We start from the raw sequence: 16,783 nt of genomic DNA on the forward strand, positions 1-16,783 counted from the left end.
TCTCGATGTTCCTGAAAGGCCGCGCTCCATGCTCCGTCTTGCCGTGATCGCACTGCTGCTGGCCAACGCGGGCTACTACGCGTGGTCGCAAGGGCTGCTCAAGGACTGGGGCTTTGCCCCCGAGGAACAGACTGAGCCGCAGCGCATGAACCAGCAGATCCGGCCCGAGACGCTGCAGATCCTGCGTGTGAACCCCAGCAAAACCTCTTCCTCCTCCTCTTCTTCGTCCTCCCCCCCACCCTCTCCCTCCACCCCCGGCACGGCCACCGCATCGGCCGACGTGGCGTCTTCCGCCGCTTCCTCCCCACCCCCTGCCGATACCGCCGAATGCCTGCAGGCCGGTGTATTTGACGAGCGCCAGGCCGACGCCCTGCGTACCGCCGCCGCCAACCTGCCGCCGGGCAGCTGGCTGCTGGAGCCCACGCCCATCCCGGGCCGCTGGATGGTCTACATGGGCCGCTTTGAAGACCTGGAAACGCTGGACCGCAAACGCGCCGAACTGCGAGCCCGCAAGGTAGACCACGACCGGGCTGGCGGCACACTGGAATACGGCCTCTCGCTCGGCCGTTTTTCGTCCAAAGAGGCCGCAGAGCGCGAACTGGCCAACCTGGGCAACAAGGGCGTGCGCACGGCCCGCGTGATCCAGGAGCGGCCCGAGTCCCCCGGCTTCACGCTGCGCCTGCCCGCCGTGACCGACGCACTGCGCCCGCAGTTCGACGCGCTGCGCAGCGCCATGGCGGGCAAGACGCTGCGCAACTGCGCGTAACGGCAGCAGCTGCGATGGCGGGGCCATCGCTTGCGCCGCCGGTTGTCACATCGGGACGGCGCGCGTCTCGCCGTGGCGCATGAGCCAGACCCGGTCCTGCGGCAGGCCGCGCTGCGCCAGCGCTGCGGCCACGTCGCGCGGCGGGTGGTCAAACGCCTCCTGCGTCAGCATGAACGTGCCCCAGTGCACGCCCATGGCCTGCTTGGCGTCCACATCCAGCATCAGCTGCACGGCGTCCTCGGGGTTCACGTGCATGGGTTTCATGAAATCGCGCGGCAGGTAGGCGCCGATGGGCAGGGCCAGGAAATCCACAGCCCCCAGGCGCTGGCGGATGGCCTTGAAGTCGTCGCTGTAGCCCGTATCGCCCGGAAACAGAAACCGCCAGGGGTCCCCAGCGTTCGGGCGCGCCCATTCCAGCGCGTAGCCGCCCCACAGCGAGGCGTTGGTATCCCATGGGGTGCGGCGGCTCCAGTGCTGGGCGGGCGTGAAGTGCACCCGCACACCCGGGGCGATGTCGGTGTGTTCCCACCAGTTCAGCTCGGTCACGGGGCCCATGCCGCGTTGGGTGAACCAGTCTCCCAAGCCCCGGGGCACCACAAAACGCGGCGACTGGCCCGCGTCGCGCAGGCGGCGCAAGGTGCCGTAGCACAGGTGGTCGTAGTGGTTGTGCGAGATCAGCACCACGTCGATGGGCGGCAGCTGCTCGGGGGTCAGCGGTGCCGGTACGCGGCGTGGTGCGCCAAAGCGGCCGAGTGGCCCGGCAAAGCCGCACAGTGTCGGGTCCATGAGCGCGTTCAGGCCTGCCACCTGAAGCAGGATGGACACATGGCCCAGCCAGGTGACGACCGGTGCCTGCGGGCGCTGCGCCAGGCGCGCGTGGTCCACGGGCGCGCTCCACTGCCGGGCAAAGACTTCATAGCCCCCGGCGGGGTCCGAGCGGGGTTTGAAATCGCCGCGCAGCGAGCGCCACACCATCTCGTACCAGGGGAAGTTGCCAATGACGACGCCGGGGTGGGTGTTGGCAAAACGGCTGGGTGATGGGGGCATGGTGGCAGCTTCGGGTCAAAGAGGTCGCATGATGCCGCAGCCGGGTGCGGGGCGGTGGGGTGTAGTGCAATCGCCCCTGCGGTGTGCCCGTATTCGGGCGTTGCTGTTCAGCCGCCCGCCACCTCATCGCGCGCGGCAAAACGCACGCTGAAGCGCGCGCCCGGCGGCTGCTGGCCCGGGCGTGCGTCCTCCAGCGTGACCTCCGCCTCGTGCTTGCGCGCAATCTCCAGCACGATGGGCAGGCCCAGACCGGAGCCGTCGGCCTCGCTGCCCAACGCACGGTAGAACGGCTGGAACACCAGCTCGCGCTCGGCCTCGGGCACGCCGGGGCCTGAGTCTTCGACCTGCAGCAGCAGCACATGGCCAAACGTATCGGCCAGCACGCGGGCCGTGACCACGCCCGGCTTGTCGGGCGTGGAAGGGGTGTAGTTGAGGGCGTTGTCCACCAGGTTGCGCACCAGTTCCTTGAGCAGCGTGGGGTTGCCGTCGAGCATCACGCCGGACGAGCCCGGCTCTGCACCGTCGTAGCCCAGGTCGATGTGTTTTTCCAGGGCGCGGGGCACCGAGTCGCGCACCACCTCGATGGTGAGCCGGGCCAGGTCGCAGGGCTGGCGCGCAAAACCCACGCCGCTGCCCTCGGCGCGCGCCAGCGCCAGCAGCTGGTTGACGGTGTGTGTGGCGCGGATGCTGGAGCGGCCAATCTGCTGCAGCGAGCGCTTGAGTTCCTCGGTGCTGGTGCCCTCGCGCTGGGCCAGGTCGGCTTGCATGCGCAGGCCTGCCAGGGGCGTCTTGAGCTGGTGCGCCGCATCGGCCAGAAAGCGCTTTTGCGTGGCCAGCGAGTCGTTCAGGCGCTGCAGCAGGTCGTTCACCGAGGCAACGAGGGGCGCCACTTCGAGCGGCACCGTGCGGTCGTCCAGCGGGGAGAGGTCGTCGGGGTTGCGCGCGCGGATGCGCTGCTCCAGCTGGTTGAGCGGCTGGATGCCCCGCGCCAGCGCCAGCCACACCAGCAACACGGCCAGCGGCAGGATCACGAACTGCGGGAGCATCACGCCCTTGATGATTTCGGTGGCCAGCACGCTGCGCTTTTCGCGCGTTTCGGCCACCTGCACCAGCGCCACGGGGGTATCTGGCAAGGGCAGGCGCACCCAGATGTAGGCGACGCGGATCTCGATACCGCGCATTTCGCCGTCGCGCAGGCGCACCTCGCCGGACATGGGCACCTCGTCGGCGGGCGGCTCGGGCAGCTCGCGCTCGCCGGAGAGGAACTCCCCGCCGGGGCCCAGCACCTGGTAGTAGACGATGTCGGACTCATCGGCCCGCAGGATCTCGCTGGCAGGCTGGGGCAGGTTGAACTGCACCTTGTTGCCCGCCACGCCCACCAGCTGGGCAAGGGCGTGGGCGTTGTATTCGAGCGCCCGGTCAAACGGCTTGTTGGCCAGGCCCTGCGCCACCAGCCAGGTCAGCGCCAGGCTGACGGGCCACAGCAGCAGCAGCGGCGTGAGCATCCAGTCGAGGATTTCGCCGAACAGGGATCGCTGCTCTCGCTGGAATATTTTCAAGGCGTTCGCCGTGGCGGTTTTGAATGAAATTGGCCTCTAGCGCTTATCTATCAAGCGCTAGTAGCTATCATTTTTAAAGTATTCAATCGGCACGTCATGTCCGTCCACAGCATGTGCAACTGACGCGGCCAACGCCAATGCACCCGTGGAACTGGCTCCGCCAGGCCACCGGGTGCGTCCCCCTCCCGAAGGAGAGGGGGAAGGCGCGAAGCGACTCAGGGGGTGCTTCATATCAACCTGGAATCTTTTCCAAACAGTAGCCCAGGCCGCGCACGGTGGCGATGCGGATGGGGCCGCCTTCGATCTTCTTGCGCAGGCGGTGGATGTAGACCTCGATGGCGTTGTTGCTGACTTCTTCGCCCCACTCGCACAGGCGCTCCACCAGTTGTTCCTTGCTCACCAGGCGGCCCGCGCGCTGCAGAAGCACCTCCAAAAGGCCCAGCTCGCGCGCCGACAGCTCGATCATCTTGCCGTCGATGGTGGCCACGCGGCCGGCCTGGTCATACACCAGCGGGCCGTGTTTGATGGCGCTGCTGGTGCCGCCCATTCCCCGCCGCGTGAGGGCGCGCACGCGGGCTTCGAGCTCCTGCAGGCTGAAGGGCTTGGCCATGTAGTCGTCGGCGCCAAAGTCCAGGCCCTTCACACGCTCTTCCACGCTGTCAGCGGCGGTGAGGATGAGCACGGGCAAGGCGGAGCCTCGGCCGCGCAGCTTTTTGAGCACCTCCAGCCCGTGCATCTTGGGCAGGCCCAGGTCCAGGATGAGCAGGTCGAATTCGTTGTTGGTCAGGAGCGCTGCATCGGCCTCGGTGCCGCTGGCCACGTGGTCCACCACGGCTCCCGAGGCGCGCAGGGTGCGCAGCAGGCCATCGGCCAGCACCTGGTCGTCTTCGGCAATGAGAATGCGCATGCGTTGTCTCCTGGTGAGGTGGCGGCGGTCTGGTGCCGCGCCTGTGCTGTGATTTTAGGCGTCTGGCTCCCGCCTGGTCTTTGGTTTCGTGCAAGCTTGGGCGGGGACAATCACCGCCATGCACATCCTGCTCATTGAAGACGATCTGGACCTGGGACAAGCGCTGCTGCAGGCCCTGCAGCTGGAGGGCTTCACGGTGCAATGGCTGCGCAGCGTGGCCGCCACGCCGCCCGTGCCAGACGCCAACGAGATTGCCGCCGTGCTGCTGGACCTGACCCTGCCCGACGGCCAGGGCATGGCGCTGCTGCGCCACTGGCGGCGCGCGGGGCTCGCGGTGCCCGTGATCGTCATCACTGCCCGCACGGCGCTGCAGGACCGGCTAGACGGCTTGGACGCCGGTGCGGACGACTATGTGCTCAAGCCCTTTCACGTGCCCGAGCTGCTGTCGCGCCTGCACGCGGTGCTGCGGCGCAGCGCCCGCCAGGCCTGCGAGGAATGGACACTGGGCACACTGCGGATTGCGCCCCGGCGACATGAGGCCTGGCAGGGCGACGCCCTGCTGGCCCTGTCGCCGCGCGAGTTCCGCCTGCTGGTGGAACTGGCCCGCGAGCCCGGCACCGTGGTCGCCAAGAACGTGCTCGCCCAGCGGCTCGAACCGCTGGGCGATGCGCTGGACGCCGCCACGCTGGAGGTGCATATCTCCAACTTGCGCAAGAAGATTGGCGCCCAGCGCGTGGTCACGGTGCGCGGCGTGGGCTACCGGCTGCAGCCATGAAGTGGCCTGTCCTTGCACACGGCGCATGGAACCGCTGGTGGGGCCCCAGCCTCACGCGGCGCACCCTGCTGGCGCTGATTGCAGCCATGGGGCTGGTGTGGCTGGTGCTGCTGGCGCAGATGGCCTACACCCACTACGAGACCATGGGCACCAACCCGGGCGTGCGCCAGCTGGCACAGGGGCTGGCAGTGCCGCTGGCCTCCATGCCCGACCCGGTGGAAGCCCGCGCGCTGGTGCGCGGCACGGCACAGACGTTCAACGCCATGCGCCTGGACGTGGAACTGCTGCAGGGCGAGAAAGTCGTGCTGCAGCTGCAGGACACGCACGGGCTGCTGTTTCACAGCAGCGCCGCCGACCTCCCCGCCGTGGCCCTGGCCGGCCCGTCCGGCCACGCCAAGATGGTGATTGCGGGGCGCCCGCACTGGGCCGCGTGGGAAACCTCGGGCGCGTGGCGCGTGCTGGTGGCAGAGCCCCTGTTGTCCGACGCGCGCCTGCTCAGCTTCATGGGCGAAGACCTCGCGGCCTCGGTGCTGCTGGCGCTGCCCCTGGTGGGACTGCCGCTGTGGCTGGCCGTCCGCACGGGCCTGCGCCCACTGGCGCGGCTGGGTGCCCAGATCGCGGCGCGCTCTGCCCACGACCTGCGCCCCCTGCAGGACCTGCCCCCCCAGCGCGAACTGCGCGGGCTGGCCCAGGCATTCGACCACCTGCTCAACCGACTGCGCGCCCACCTGGCACGTGAGAAGGCGCTTGTGCACGACGCGGCCCACGAGCTGCGCACGCCCATGGCAGTCATTGCCACCCAGGCCCACGTGCTTCTCCAGGCGCCCGAGGGCCCCGCGCGGGCGCGGGCCTCTGAGGCGCTGATGCACGCCGTTGAGCGCGCGGCCCACCTGAGCGAGCAATTGCTCACGCTGGCTGCGCTGGAGGAAGCCCCGCCCCCCAGCGCCGAACGGCAGGACCTGATGGCCTTGCTGCAGGACTGCCTGGCGCAGCGCATGCGCTGGGCGGACGAGACGGGCGTGGAGCTGTTGCTCGAAGGGCCCGATGCCTGGGTGCTGGCCTTTGACCGCCAGCTGCTGTGGTCGGCGCTGGGCAATGTGCTGGACAACGCCCTCAAGCATGGCTGCGGACCGGGCGCCGGGCATGAGGTGCAGTTGCGCGTGAGCCAGGACGGTGGCGACGTGGTGGTCTGGGTTGCCGATGACGGCCCAGGCATCGAGGCCGGCGAGCAGACACGGGTCTTCGAGCGGTTCTGGCGTTCGCCACGCGCGCGCAGCAGCGGCTCCGGCCTGGGGCTCACCATCGCGCAGCAGGCCATGGGACACCTGGGCGGGCGGGTCACTGTCGGCACGGGCCTGCATGGCCGGGGCGTGGGCTTCACGCTGCGCTGGCCAGCTGAGACCTTTGGGTAGGCCCAAGGTTCGCGTTCCAACAATCGGGCATCTTTTCTTTGCGAGATGCCATGAACTTCCTGAATTTCCTTGCGGCGCGCGGCGCCATCCTTTCTCGTCGCCGCTGGCTGGCCGCAGCTGGCCTGGGCACCCTGGTGACAGCCTGTGGCGGCGGTAGCGACGATGGCGCTGACGCCTTGCTGGAGCGCCTGCAGTCCCAGGCCAGCAAGCTGGTGTCCCAAGGCGTTGTGGGTGCGGCCACCGGCTGGACGGATTCCACGCGCGCCCAGGTGGCGGTGGCCGGGCTGCGCAGGTTGGGCGGCACCGCCGCGCTGGAGCGCGGCGACCTGATGGCAATTGGCTCCAACACCAAGGCCATGACGGCGTGTGTGGCCGCCAGCGTGGTGGACCAGGGCCTGCTGCGCTGGGACAGCACGCTGGCGCAGACGCTGCCCGGCCTGGCCCGCGAGGCCCTGCCCGCCTACCAGGGCGTCACGCTGCGGCAGTTGCTGGACCACCGCGCGGGCGTGATGGCATTCAACAAGCCGGAGGATGTGGCGATGTTCCTCGGCGAAGTGGGCACCGACGTGCTCACCCGACTGCAAGAGCCCGCCGAAGTGGAGGACTTCTTCCTGCAGTGGCTGCTGCGCCAGGCCCCTGTCCGGGGCACGGGGGCCGACCCGGATTTTGCGTACTCCAACGCTGGCTATGCGCTTGCGGCCCGCATGCTGCGCGCCGCCACGGGGCAGGACTGGGCAGACTTGCTGCGCCAGCGCGTGGCCCAGCCGCTGGGCATCTCCCTGTTCGTCGGCGAGCCTTTGCGAAGGGGTAGCGACCAGCCCGCAGGCCATGCACTGGAAGGTGGGCAACTACAGCCCCAAAGCTTGGCCGGGGCGCCCGAGCGCGCATGGCTGGAAATCCTGAACCCAGCCGGCGCCGTGAGCCTGACCGCGCGGGACGACGCCCTGTGGCTGCAATGGCACCTGCACGCCCTCAGGGGTGACGCCACGCCCCTGCCCCGCAGTTACCTGCAGGGGCTGCAAGAGCTGGCACGCGCTCCTGCAAACCGCTATGCGCTGGGGTGGATCACGCACGCCATGCAGGGCGCAGGCTGGCTGTTGCACACGGGCGAAACCGGCGGGTTTCAGGCGTTGTCGCTGGTGGCCATGGACGGGTCGCGCGCCGCCTTTGCGCACAGCAACATCGCCACCGAGGACAGCATCGCGCTGCTGTACGAAAGCGTTTCTGTACTGCTGGCCTGAGAAGCGTTTCTGAAAGCGACTCGCCCCCGTCAGCGCGGATCGTGCGCGAGCAGCCTGCGCACCAGCGCCTGCAGGTCGGCCTGCAGCCGTGCCATGCCCTCGGGCACCTGCGCCAGCGTGCGCTCGTCCATGTAGAGCTTGCGGTTGATTTCGACCTGAACGCTGTGCCGGTGCTGCGCAGGGTTGCCATAGCGGCGCACCAGCTCCACGCCTTTGTAGGGGTGGTTGTATTCCACGCTGTAGCCGCACGCGCGCAGGTGATCGCAGATCAGTGCGGACAGCGCAGGGCTGGCCGTGGTGCCGTCGCGGTCGCCCACCACGAAATCGGCGTGTTCGAGGCCCGGAAACTCGGTGGCAAAACGCCCGGCCACGGCGGGCATGGAATGGCAGTTGAGGTGGATGCTGTAGCCGTGGCGTGCATGGGCGGCATCGATGGCCTGGGCCACTGCCGCGTGGTAGGGGCGCCAGCATTGGTCGATGCGCGCACGCACTTCGGCCACGGTGAGCTGGCGGTGGTAGATGGGCTCACCCTCGTCGGTGAACTTCCAGATCAGGCCCTTGCCCAGGCGCACCTTGCTGAGCACCTTGGGATCGGTGGAGATAGGGTCGGTCCATTCGCCGTCGATCAGGCTGGTATCCAGCTCGGTGGTGTCGCGGTTGGCATCCAGGTAGATGCGGGGGAAGTGGGCCTCGACCCAGGCCACGCCCAGCGCCGGGGCAAAGGCGTAGATTTTTTCGACGTGGGTGTCTTCCGCACGGCGCAGGGTGGCCAAAGCGAGGGCAGAGCCAAAGTCGGCGGGGTACTGAGTGCCGCTGTGGGGAGAGTCAAGCACCAGCGGTGTACTGCCGGACACCGCAGTGACGGTGGCAGATGGTTGCGTGGCCTGCCCGGGTGAACCGGTGACTCCCGGTTGGGCGTGCTGAAAGCGGTGGTGGATCAGTTTCAAGGCTGAATGCATAGGCAGAGTGTGCGCAAAATGGGGCGGCTGGCCTAGCCGTCCAGACCGGGCGAAGACCATGGTTATCCCTGTGACGGTCTTCCCCGGCTATGGCCGCCGGGCCCGCGGGCCCGGTGTGGGTTCAATCGAGCACCACCTTGGCGTAGGCGGCAACACCCTTCATTTTCTCGATCTCACGGGCGATCTGTGCGGTGAATTCCTTGGAGGTTGTACCGGAGGGGTACAGGCCCTGACCCGCCAGGCGCTCGCGCACGGCAGGTTCCTTGAGGGCCTGGGCCACGGCCTGCTGGATGCGGTCTATGGCCGCGGCGGGCGTCCCCGCCGGGGCCACCATGCCAAACCAGGAGGGCTCGTTGGCCTGTTTGTAGCCCACCGCAGCATAGGTGGGCACATCGGGCAGGACTTCCAGCCGCACCGGCCACGACACGGCCAGCGCCCTGAGCTTTCCAGCCTTGATGTGGGGCAGCGAGGAAGCCACCTGGTCAAAGTACACCCCCACCTGGCCAGCCAGCACGTCGTTGATGGCCGGACCCGCACCGCGGTAAGGGATGTGAACCATGGAGACACCTGCGCTGCGCTTGAACAGCTCGCCCCACATGTGTCCGATGGTGCCGTTGCCCGGAGTGGCATAAGCCACTTTGCCGGGGTTGGCCTTGAGATAGCTCACCAGCTCGGCGAGGTCCTTGACGGGCAGGACGGCCGGGTTGACCACCACCACGCCGGGCGCTTTCACAATCTCGGTCACGCCCACAAAGTCCTTGATCGGATCGTAAGGCAGCTTGCTGTACACGGCGGGGTTCACGCCGTGGGTGGACAGCGTGGCCACGCCCAGGGTCAAACCGTCCGCAGAGGCCCGCGCCACTTCAGCCATGCCGATGGAGCCGCCTGCGCCGCCCCGGTTTTCCAGCACCACGGGCTGCTTGAGGATGCGGGCCAGTGACTCCTGCAAGCTGCGGGCGGTGATGTCGGTAGCCCCGCCGGGGGGGAAAGGCACGATGATACGCAGAGGCTTGACCTCTTGCGCCAAGGACATTCCAGGAACGAAAGATACAGCGGCCAGCGCTGAGAGCATGTGACGGCGTTGCATGGGTTCTTCTCCTATAAGGAGCCACAAGGTTAAGTGAGGCATACACAACCGCCAAGCAATGGATACGCCTGATAACATTCCATTGTGGAATGATTAAATCCAGCAACCATGTCCTCTCTTCGTCGGCTGTCGCCCCCTTTGCACCTGTTGCGCGCGTTTTCCATGGTCACGCGGTTTGGCAGCGTCTCGCGCGCTGCCGAGGCCTTGCACCTCACGCAAAGCGCGGTCAGCAAGCAGGTCAAGGAGCTGGAGGGCTGGGTGGGCGTGGCATTGTTTGAGCGCAGCCGCAAGCGCTTGGCGCTGACGCCCGCGGGCGAACGCTACGAGAAAGCCGTGCGCGCGGTGCTGGCGCAGCTGGAGGCCGCCACCCTGGAGCTGATCACCAGCGACGATGGTGGCGGGGCGCTGCACCTGTCCAGCCTGCCCACGTTTGCGGCCAAGTGGCTCATCCCGCGCCTGCCGCAGTTCCAGCAGCTGCACCCGCAGGTCACGCTGCACTTCGTGCCCTACGTGCACAGCTACGACTTCGAGCGGCCCGAGCTGGACTGCTCCATCCTGTTCGGTGAAGGCCACTGGCCCGGCGCACACGCGCACTACATCACGGGCAATGAGGTCGCCTTGATCGCCCCGCGCACCCGCGTGGCCGACTGGACCATCGACACGCCAGGCGATGTGGCCCACCACACACTGATGCGCCACGTGACGGTGCCCGAGGCCTGGCTGCGCTGGAGCGAGACACACGGGGTGGAGTCCCTCATCGACCCGCTGGCCGGGCCGCAGTTCGACCAGTTCCAGACCATGATCCGCGCGGTGATGGCCGGCATGGGCCTGGCGCTGGTACCGCGCTGCTTGGTGCAGGATGAAATCACGGCGGGCCTGGTGCGCGAGCCCCTTGCCGACCATCCGCTGCGCGGCGGCTTCCGCAGCGACATGGGCTACTGGTTTTGTTACCCCGAGGGCCGCACGCAGCTGCAGGCGCTGCAGTGCTTTCGACAGTGGTTGCTGGCGTGTGAGTCGCCCGGGGGTGAGACAGTGCTTTCGCCACCCACACCGGGTGCCGGGCCGATCGCGCTCGCTCCGCGGTGACGCCTTGCTGACGACAGGCCGTCGTCAACATGGGTTGACGAGAGAGATATTCGTCAACCATAGTTGACGAATGCAAGCGCCACCCGCACTCCCCTCACCCGACAACCCCGAGGCCGCGCTGGCTGCCGTAGTCGCCTTGCGGCTGATGGCCGACCGGCTGGAAGCCGCCGCCGTGGCTGCGGCGCTGGAGCAAGGGTGGTCGTGGGCACAGATTGCCCAGGCCCTGGGCGTGAGCAAGCAGGCAGCGCACAAGCGCCTGTCACCCCACATGCCCCAGGCCCCACAGCGCCCCCGTTCTTGAGAAGGAGTTATCACCATGTTTCGCCAATTGCAGCACCGCTTCCAGAGCATGCGCACCCTGAGCCGCCTGTGCACCGGCGCCGAGGCACATGCCCGCGCAAGCGGCCAAGCCGCACCGGGGGCAGAGCATTTTTTGCTGGCCGCCATCGACCTTCCCGATGGGTCGGCCCGGCGTGCGCTGGAGAGCGTGGGCGTCGCACCCGCCGCCGTGCGGGATGCGATCGAGCAGCAGTACCGCGATGCGCTACGCAGCGTGGGGCTGGATGCAACCCTGCCGCAGGCGCCAGCCCTCGCGCCACCGGCCCCGGGCCTCTACCGGGCACAGCCATCGGGCCAGGAGGTCATGCAGACGCTGGCGCGCTCCCGCAAGAGCCAGGGCGGCCCCCTTCTGGGCGCCCACGTGGTGGCAGCGGTGGCCACCATGCCGCACGGCGTGGCGGCACGCACGCTGCGTGCCATGGGCATTGACGCTGACCAGCTGGTGGCAGTGGCGCAGGCCCAGGTGTCAACGGCAACAGCAACCGCAACGGGTACAGCCGACTAGCCGGGTTCAGCGCATCAACATGCCCGCCCCATCGCCGCCCGCATAGGCTTCCAGCCCAATCGCCACCACAGTGGCCACGTCATGGCCCACTTCGGCCCGGAACTCGGCCTCCGCCTGCGCCACAGCATCGCGAAACGCCTGCAGCCAGGCCAACCCCGTGGACGTAAAACACACGCGGCGGGCGCGCGCGTCCAGCGGGTCGGCCTCGCGCGTGACCAGGCCCCAGGCCTCGCACTGATCCACCAGGTTGGCCATGGCCTGCTTGGTCATGCCCGCGCGCTGGGCCAGGTCGGTCAGTCGGTCGCCCTGCAAGGCCAGGTGCCGGGTGATGTGCACATGCGCGGCCGTCACCTGGTCGCGCGCCGCCAGGTTGGACAGCGCCAGCGGCACCTCCACATTGCGCGCCATGAGCTGCAGCACGCGCGCGTCAAAACGCCGCATGGCGTGGCCGAACAGGCGACCCAGGTGGGTCTGGCGCCAGCCGTCTTCGGCAGGGGATGGAAGGGGCAAATCAGGCATCACCGAATTGTCAGGCAAACTGACTAAATTATCCTTGAAGACCTTGCAACAGCTCGCATAAACTACTGTTCAAGCATCCAGCCTGTGATTAATCGCAGAGCAGTGCAAACATCCAACCTGTTGTTTTTCAAGGAGTTTCTCATGGACGTCGCAGTCAAAGGCACCAACCCCGCATTGCCCGTGAACACCGAAAAGGCCAAGGCCCTGGCCGCCGCGCTCGCCCAGATCGAGAAGCAGTTTGGCAAGGGCACGATCATGCGCCTGGGTGAAGGTGAGGTGATCGAGGACATCCAGGTTGTCTCCACCGGCTCGCTGGGCCTCGATATCGCGCTGGGCGTGGGCGGCCTGCCCCGTGGCCGTGTGGTCGAAATCTATGGCCCGGAATCGTCGGGAAAGACCACGCTCACGCTGCAGGTGATTGCCGAGATGCAGAAGCTGGGCGGTACCTGCGCGTTTGTGGATGCCGAACACGCGCTGGATGTGCAGTACGCCCAGAAACTGGGGGTGCAACTGTCCGACCTGCTGATCAGCCAGCCCGACACCGGCGAGCAGGCGCTGGAAATTGTGGACAGCCTGGTGCGCTCCGGCGCCGTGGACCTGATCGTGGTGGACTCGGTCGCCGCGCTCACGCCCAAGGCCGAAATCGAAGGCGAGATGGGCGACGCCCTGCCCGGCCTGCAGGCCCGCCTGATGAGCCAGGCGCTGCGCAAGCTGACCGCCACGATCAAGAAGACCAATTGCATGGTCATCTTCATCAACCAGATCCGCATGAAGATCGGCGTGATGTTCGGCTCGCCCGAAACCACCACCGGCGGTAACGCGCTCAAGTTCTATGCCTCCGTGCGCCTGGATATCCGCCGCACCGGCACCATCAAGAAGGGCGACGAAGCCATCGGCAACGAAACCAAGGTCAAGGTGGTCAAGAACAAGGTGAGCCCACCCTTCAAGACGGCCGAGTTCGACATCCTGTTCGGCGAGGGCATCAGCCGCGAGGGCGAAATCATCGACATGGGCGTGACCGCCAAGATCGTGGAAAAGAGCGGTGCTTGGTACGCCTACAACGGCGAAAAAATCGGCCAGGGCCGCGACAACGCGCGTGAGTTCCTGCGCGAGAACCCCGACCTCGCCCGCGAGATCGAGAACAAGGTGCGCGAAGGCCTGGGCATTGCGCTGCTGCCTGGCGCACTGCAGGCCCCTGCCGCCACTGCGGACGAGTGAACTCCGAAGTTTCAAGAAAAATTGGCTGCTAGCGCTTGATTGGCGAGCGCTAATAGCTATCAAATTTGAAGCAAATAGATTCATGGGATTCACCACGCTCTCGCTCAAGGGCCGGGCCCTGCGCCTGCTAAGCCAGCGGGAGCATTCCCGCAGCGAGCTGGCCGCCAAGCTCGCGCCCCATGCAGAGAGCCCCGAGGAGTTGGCCGCCCTGCTGGACCTGCTGGTGGAGCAGGACTGGCTGAGCGACCAGCGCGCGGCCCAATCCCTGGTGCACCGCCGTGGCCCCCGCCTGGGTGCAGCCCGCCTCGTTCGGGAACTGCGCAACCGGGGAGTGGCCGATGAGCTGGTGCGCGAGGCCACGGCCCCGCTGCTGGCCACCGAGGTGCAGCGTGCCCGAGAGGTATGGCAGCGCAAGTTTGGCCAGGTGCCGCTGGACATGAAAGAACGCTCGCGCCAGGTCCGCTTCCTGATGGCACGCGGCTTCACGATGCATGCCATCCAGAAAGCCATTGGTGGCGATACGGACGGCGACACGAATGACGAGAACCCTTGCGCCACCTGACCCAACCGGGCAGCGTCCGCAAGCTAGGCCAGGCCAGCCCCGGTCAGCGCTGTGTTGTCAACTCTGCAGAGGTACTGCTGGCTGAGGGTGCCGCAAGCACCTCGGGTGGCAAGGGTACCCACCGGGCATCCAGGCCATTGGGGTCCACCACATACACGATGGCCTGCCCCGAGCCTCGGTCGCTCAGGATGCCCGTGATCCATGGGGCATGTGCGGACACGCTGCCCGGCACAGGGTGCACGCTGTCCTGCGACACCACGCCCACCAGACGCTCCACCAACAGCACCACCGGGCGGCCTTGGCTCTTGACCACGACCGCCACGGCCCGCCGAGGGTCGGCCAATGCAGACAGGCCCGCAATGCGGCAGGCGTCATAGGCGGGCGCCATGCGGGTGCCGCCTTCGTGGGCAATCTCCAGCATGCCGGCCAGCTGCGCCGGGCCCGGCACCTGCACCAGGCGCACGGCCGAGATGGCCTGCTGCACGTGCATGCTGTCAATGGCCAGCAGCAGGGCGCCACAGGCCACCACACCATAGCGGCGCACATTGCCGCCCGCCCCCTGCACAGATGACTGCGGCAAGGCCAGGGCACCGCCGCTGGCCACGGCGGGCTGCACGGGCATCAGCAATACGGAGTACACGGGTTCTCGGTATCCATCGTCGCGCTTGAATTCCCGGTATCCGGTGCTGACCGCCACACCCGCCAGATAGTCCCGCCCTTGCCAGTGCACGCGCTGCGCGGTGGCGGGCAGGACCGACGCAGTCGCCGCAGAGGACGTTCTTGCGCCTTGCCCGGGCTGCCGCCCTGCAGCCGCTGGTGGCACTGCGGCCCGTGCAATATCCGCCACAAAAGGCAATACAGGTCGCGCACCGCCCTGAGCGGCATCCATGCCATCCTCGTCGGCGCTGGCTAGCACGCGCCCCTGCGCATCGGTGAAGAAGCCGCGCATGCCCTGGCCCTGCGACAGTGCGTCGCGCAGCATGGCCTTCAGCTCGGTGGCGCAGTTGAAGGCCAGCGCGATGCCGCCCACCACCGGGCCGCCCGGCGCAGCGCGCAGCGCGGCGCAGTACACATAGGCGGGCAAGCCATCGGCCAGCGCCTGGGGCTGCATGGGCGACACGGCGTAGGCCTGCGAACCTTGCAAGGCCAGGGTGCGCCGGACCAGGTCGGCATCCAGCTGCAGGTCGGCGGGCAGCGTGTTGGCATCGCAGGACACGGCCACCACGAGCCCCTGGCGGTCAAACAGCGCCACGCGCCGGTACACCGTGTAGAGGCTGTTGAGGTGCGCGAGGATCTGTGCCGCGCGCTGTGCTGCAGCGGCGGATTGCCCGGGCGCGCCCCGCGCCTGGATGTCACCCAGCGCATGGGCCAGTTCTTCGGACAGCGCCCACCAGCGGCAGTCGTTGGCGCGTTCGTAGAGGTTGCGGTCCATGATGCGGACCGCCAGGCCCGCATGGGCCTTCATCTCGGCGCGGCGCCCTGCCAGCAGCAGTCCGCGCAGTTCCTGGATGGCACCGTCGAAGACGGCAATGGTGTCCTTGCCCGTGCGCCCGATCTGGTCAAACACGGCATGGATCGACGAGCCTGCACTCACTGCCGATTCGGCCACCTTGCCATTCCAGATCACGCGGGTAAGCCCTTCTTCGATGGCGCGGGCGCGTTCCACAATGGCGCGCAGCATGGGATCGTCCACCTCCATGCGCGCTGCCTCAGCCGTCGCCGGCGCGCCACCGCCCCCTGCCGACTCCTGCATACCTTGCTCGCCCTTGAACGCCGCATCCAGCCGCACCAGCGCCACCGCCCGCCAGGGCAGGCCTTGGTAGCCCTGGTAGCCCCGGGTGGTGCGCGCCTGCGCCAGGTAGTCGTGGCCCCGGTGGGTGCAGGGGCGGGCGTCAAGCGACTGCAGAGAGCCAGTGACCACGACCTCGCCCATTGAGAATTCAGCGGGCTTGCTGGACGCAATGACACGATCACTGCCATCCACGAGCAGCAGCGCCACGCGGTCCTCGGGGTCGCGCAGGTCGGCAAAGATCGACTCCAGCTCGGAATGGAGTCCAAAGCGCAGCACCACGGCCCCGCAGGCGCGCCCCTGCGCCGATACAACGCGGTGCGCATACAGCAGCAGATCGCCTTCGCCGGGATACCAGTCCGAGGCACCGTAGTGCTCGCCATAACCGGGCCTGTCCATCGCACCCCGCCACCACGAGGGTTCCTGCACAACCAAGGCCTCGGTCACCGGCCGGTCTTGCAGGCCCAGCAACGGATGGGCACAGTCATCCAGCAGCAGGATGTCGTCATAGACGGTGTATTTGGCGCGGTACTCTTGCAACCGCTGGCGCAGCAGCGTGGCGGCATCGGGGTCGCCTTGGACTGCCGCAGCCTCCACAAAAGCCACCAGCGGTCCATCGGTGGCGATGAAGCCGACATCGGCCGTGCGCTCGAAAAGGTTGCGCACCAGAATATCGATGGCCACCTGGGCGCGGGACGCCAGGTCGACCATACGGTTGCTCAGGTGGGTGGTGGCAATGTGCTCCACCATCTCCTGGGCCAGCGTAGCGAACGCGGTACGCGTCTGGTCCAGGGTATGCAGGAAACCCGCCGCCTCGCCCGGGCACACGATGCGTGCAGTGGTGTCGATGACCTCCCAGCGAAGATCCAGGCGCTGCAACGCAGCTTCGAGCTTCTGCAGCGACCGCATCTGCGGCGCCACGATGTCATAAGACAATGGAAAACCCATCAGCCCCCCCAAACATACGGCGTGCGCCAGTGGGCCTGGCGTGGTCAGCGGTCTGGAATCAGCT

16 protein-coding genes are annotated in these 16,783 nt (G+C 67.7%); 9 read left to right on the plus strand and 7 right to left on the minus strand.

Annotation, left to right across the window (positions count from 1 at the left end):
• The first annotated feature begins 28 nt into the window (after positions 1–28).
• A complete protein-coding gene (locus ACSQ22_RS20945; protein WP_436131443.1) occupies positions 29–766 on the plus strand; it encodes an SPOR domain-containing protein in 738 nt (245 codons plus the stop codon).
• 45 nt (positions 767–811) lie between these two features.
• Here ACSQ22_RS20945 and ACSQ22_RS20950 read toward each other — a convergent pair whose 3' ends face one another.
• The 3 genes from ACSQ22_RS20950 to ACSQ22_RS20960 all read right to left on the minus strand — a co-directional run bounded on the left by ACSQ22_RS20950 (position 812) and on the right by ACSQ22_RS20960 (position 4,279).
• Entirely contained in the window at positions 812–1,813 is a 1,002-nt protein-coding gene (locus tag ACSQ22_RS20950; RefSeq protein ID WP_436131444.1) for an MBL fold metallo-hydrolase, read from the minus strand.
• A gap of 107 nt (positions 1,814–1,920) precedes the next feature.
• Entirely contained in the window at positions 1,921–3,372 is a 1,452-nt protein-coding gene (locus tag ACSQ22_RS20955; RefSeq protein ID WP_426305592.1) for a sensor histidine kinase N-terminal domain-containing protein, read from the minus strand.
• A 232-nt stretch (positions 3,373–3,604) separates the two neighbouring features.
• A complete protein-coding gene (locus ACSQ22_RS20960) occupies positions 3,605–4,279 on the minus strand; it encodes a response regulator (protein ID WP_055394601.1) in 675 nt (224 codons plus the stop codon).
• Positions 4,280–4,397: 118 nt separating this feature from the next.
• On the opposite strand from ACSQ22_RS20960, the gene ACSQ22_RS20965 reads away from it, so the two are divergent.
• From ACSQ22_RS20965 to ACSQ22_RS20975, 3 genes are read left to right on the plus strand one after another with little or no spacing between them, the layout of a single operon-like run.
• Complete coding sequence (locus tag ACSQ22_RS20965; protein ID WP_436131445.1) at positions 4,398–5,054, plus strand: response regulator; 657 nt, start codon at positions 4,398–4,400, stop codon at positions 5,052–5,054.
• Positions 5,051–6,466, plus strand: a complete 1,416-nt coding sequence (locus ACSQ22_RS20970; protein WP_436131446.1) for a sensor histidine kinase — start codon at positions 5,051–5,053, stop codon at positions 6,464–6,466. The genes ACSQ22_RS20965 and ACSQ22_RS20970 overlap by 4 nt, the downstream gene beginning before the upstream one ends.
• Before the next feature lie 50 nt (positions 6,467–6,516).
• Positions 6,517–7,707 (plus strand): serine hydrolase domain-containing protein, encoded by a 1,191-nt coding sequence (locus ACSQ22_RS20975; RefSeq protein WP_436131447.1) that lies wholly within the window; start codon positions 6,517–6,519, stop codon positions 7,705–7,707.
• A gap of 29 nt (positions 7,708–7,736) precedes the next feature.
• On the opposite strand, the gene ACSQ22_RS20980 is transcribed toward ACSQ22_RS20975, so the two are convergent.
• Together ACSQ22_RS20980 and ACSQ22_RS20985 are read right to left on the minus strand one after the other, a co-directional pair.
• Entirely contained in the window at positions 7,737–8,666 is a 930-nt protein-coding gene (locus ACSQ22_RS20980; protein ID WP_436131448.1) for an N-formylglutamate amidohydrolase, read from the minus strand.
• Between the two features lie 121 nt (positions 8,667–8,787).
• Positions 8,788–9,753 carry a Bug family tripartite tricarboxylate transporter substrate binding protein gene (locus ACSQ22_RS20985; protein ID WP_121421568.1) on the minus strand — a complete coding sequence of 322 codons (966 nt, stop codon included), beginning with the start codon at positions 9,751–9,753 and terminating at the stop codon, positions 8,788–8,790.
• 108 nt (positions 9,754–9,861) lie between these two features.
• Here ACSQ22_RS20985 and ACSQ22_RS20990 point away from each other — a divergent pair, with 108 nt between their 5' ends.
• The 3 genes from ACSQ22_RS20990 to ACSQ22_RS21000 all read left to right on the plus strand — a co-directional run bounded on the left by ACSQ22_RS20990 (position 9,862) and on the right by ACSQ22_RS21000 (position 11,683).
• On the plus strand, positions 9,862–10,839 hold the full coding sequence (locus tag ACSQ22_RS20990) for a LysR substrate-binding domain-containing protein (protein ID WP_436131449.1): 978 nt from the start codon (positions 9,862–9,864) through the stop codon (positions 10,837–10,839).
• Between the two features lie 70 nt (positions 10,840–10,909).
• Positions 10,910–11,140, plus strand: coding sequence for a helix-turn-helix domain-containing protein (locus ACSQ22_RS20995; protein ID WP_121421570.1), 231 nt, complete (start codon positions 10,910–10,912; stop codon positions 11,138–11,140).
• 15 nt (positions 11,141–11,155) lie between these two features.
• Positions 11,156–11,683: a Clp protease N-terminal domain-containing protein gene (locus ACSQ22_RS21000; protein ID WP_436131450.1), complete on the plus strand. Its 528-nt coding sequence runs from the start codon at positions 11,156–11,158 to the stop codon at positions 11,681–11,683.
• 6 nt (positions 11,684–11,689) lie between these two features.
• Here ACSQ22_RS21000 and ACSQ22_RS21005 read toward each other — a convergent pair whose 3' ends face one another.
• Entirely contained in the window at positions 11,690–12,202 is a 513-nt protein-coding gene (locus tag ACSQ22_RS21005; RefSeq protein ID WP_436131451.1) for a MarR family winged helix-turn-helix transcriptional regulator, read from the minus strand.
• Positions 12,203–12,343: 141 nt separating this feature from the next.
• On the opposite strand from ACSQ22_RS21005, the gene recA reads away from it, so the two are divergent.
• Together recA and recX are read left to right on the plus strand one after the other, a co-directional pair.
• Complete coding sequence (gene recA / locus ACSQ22_RS21010) at positions 12,344–13,420, plus strand: recombinase RecA (protein WP_121422935.1); 1,077 nt, start codon at positions 12,344–12,346, stop codon at positions 13,418–13,420.
• 82 nt (positions 13,421–13,502) lie between these two features.
• Positions 13,503–13,982 carry a recombination regulator RecX gene (gene recX / locus ACSQ22_RS21015; protein ID WP_436131452.1) on the plus strand — a complete coding sequence of 160 codons (480 nt, stop codon included), beginning with the start codon at positions 13,503–13,505 and terminating at the stop codon, positions 13,980–13,982.
• Between the two features lie 43 nt (positions 13,983–14,025).
• Here recX and ACSQ22_RS21020 read toward each other — a convergent pair whose 3' ends face one another.
• A complete protein-coding gene (locus tag ACSQ22_RS21020; RefSeq protein ID WP_436131453.1) occupies positions 14,026–16,719 on the minus strand; it encodes a chemotaxis protein CheW in 2,694 nt (897 codons plus the stop codon).
• Between the last annotated feature and the right edge of the window lie 64 nt (positions 16,720–16,783).

Source organism: Acidovorax sp. LjRoot38 (genome assembly GCF_964252975.1).
GTDB classification, from domain to species: Bacteria; Pseudomonadota; Gammaproteobacteria; order Burkholderiales; family Burkholderiaceae_C; genus Acidovorax; species Acidovorax facilis.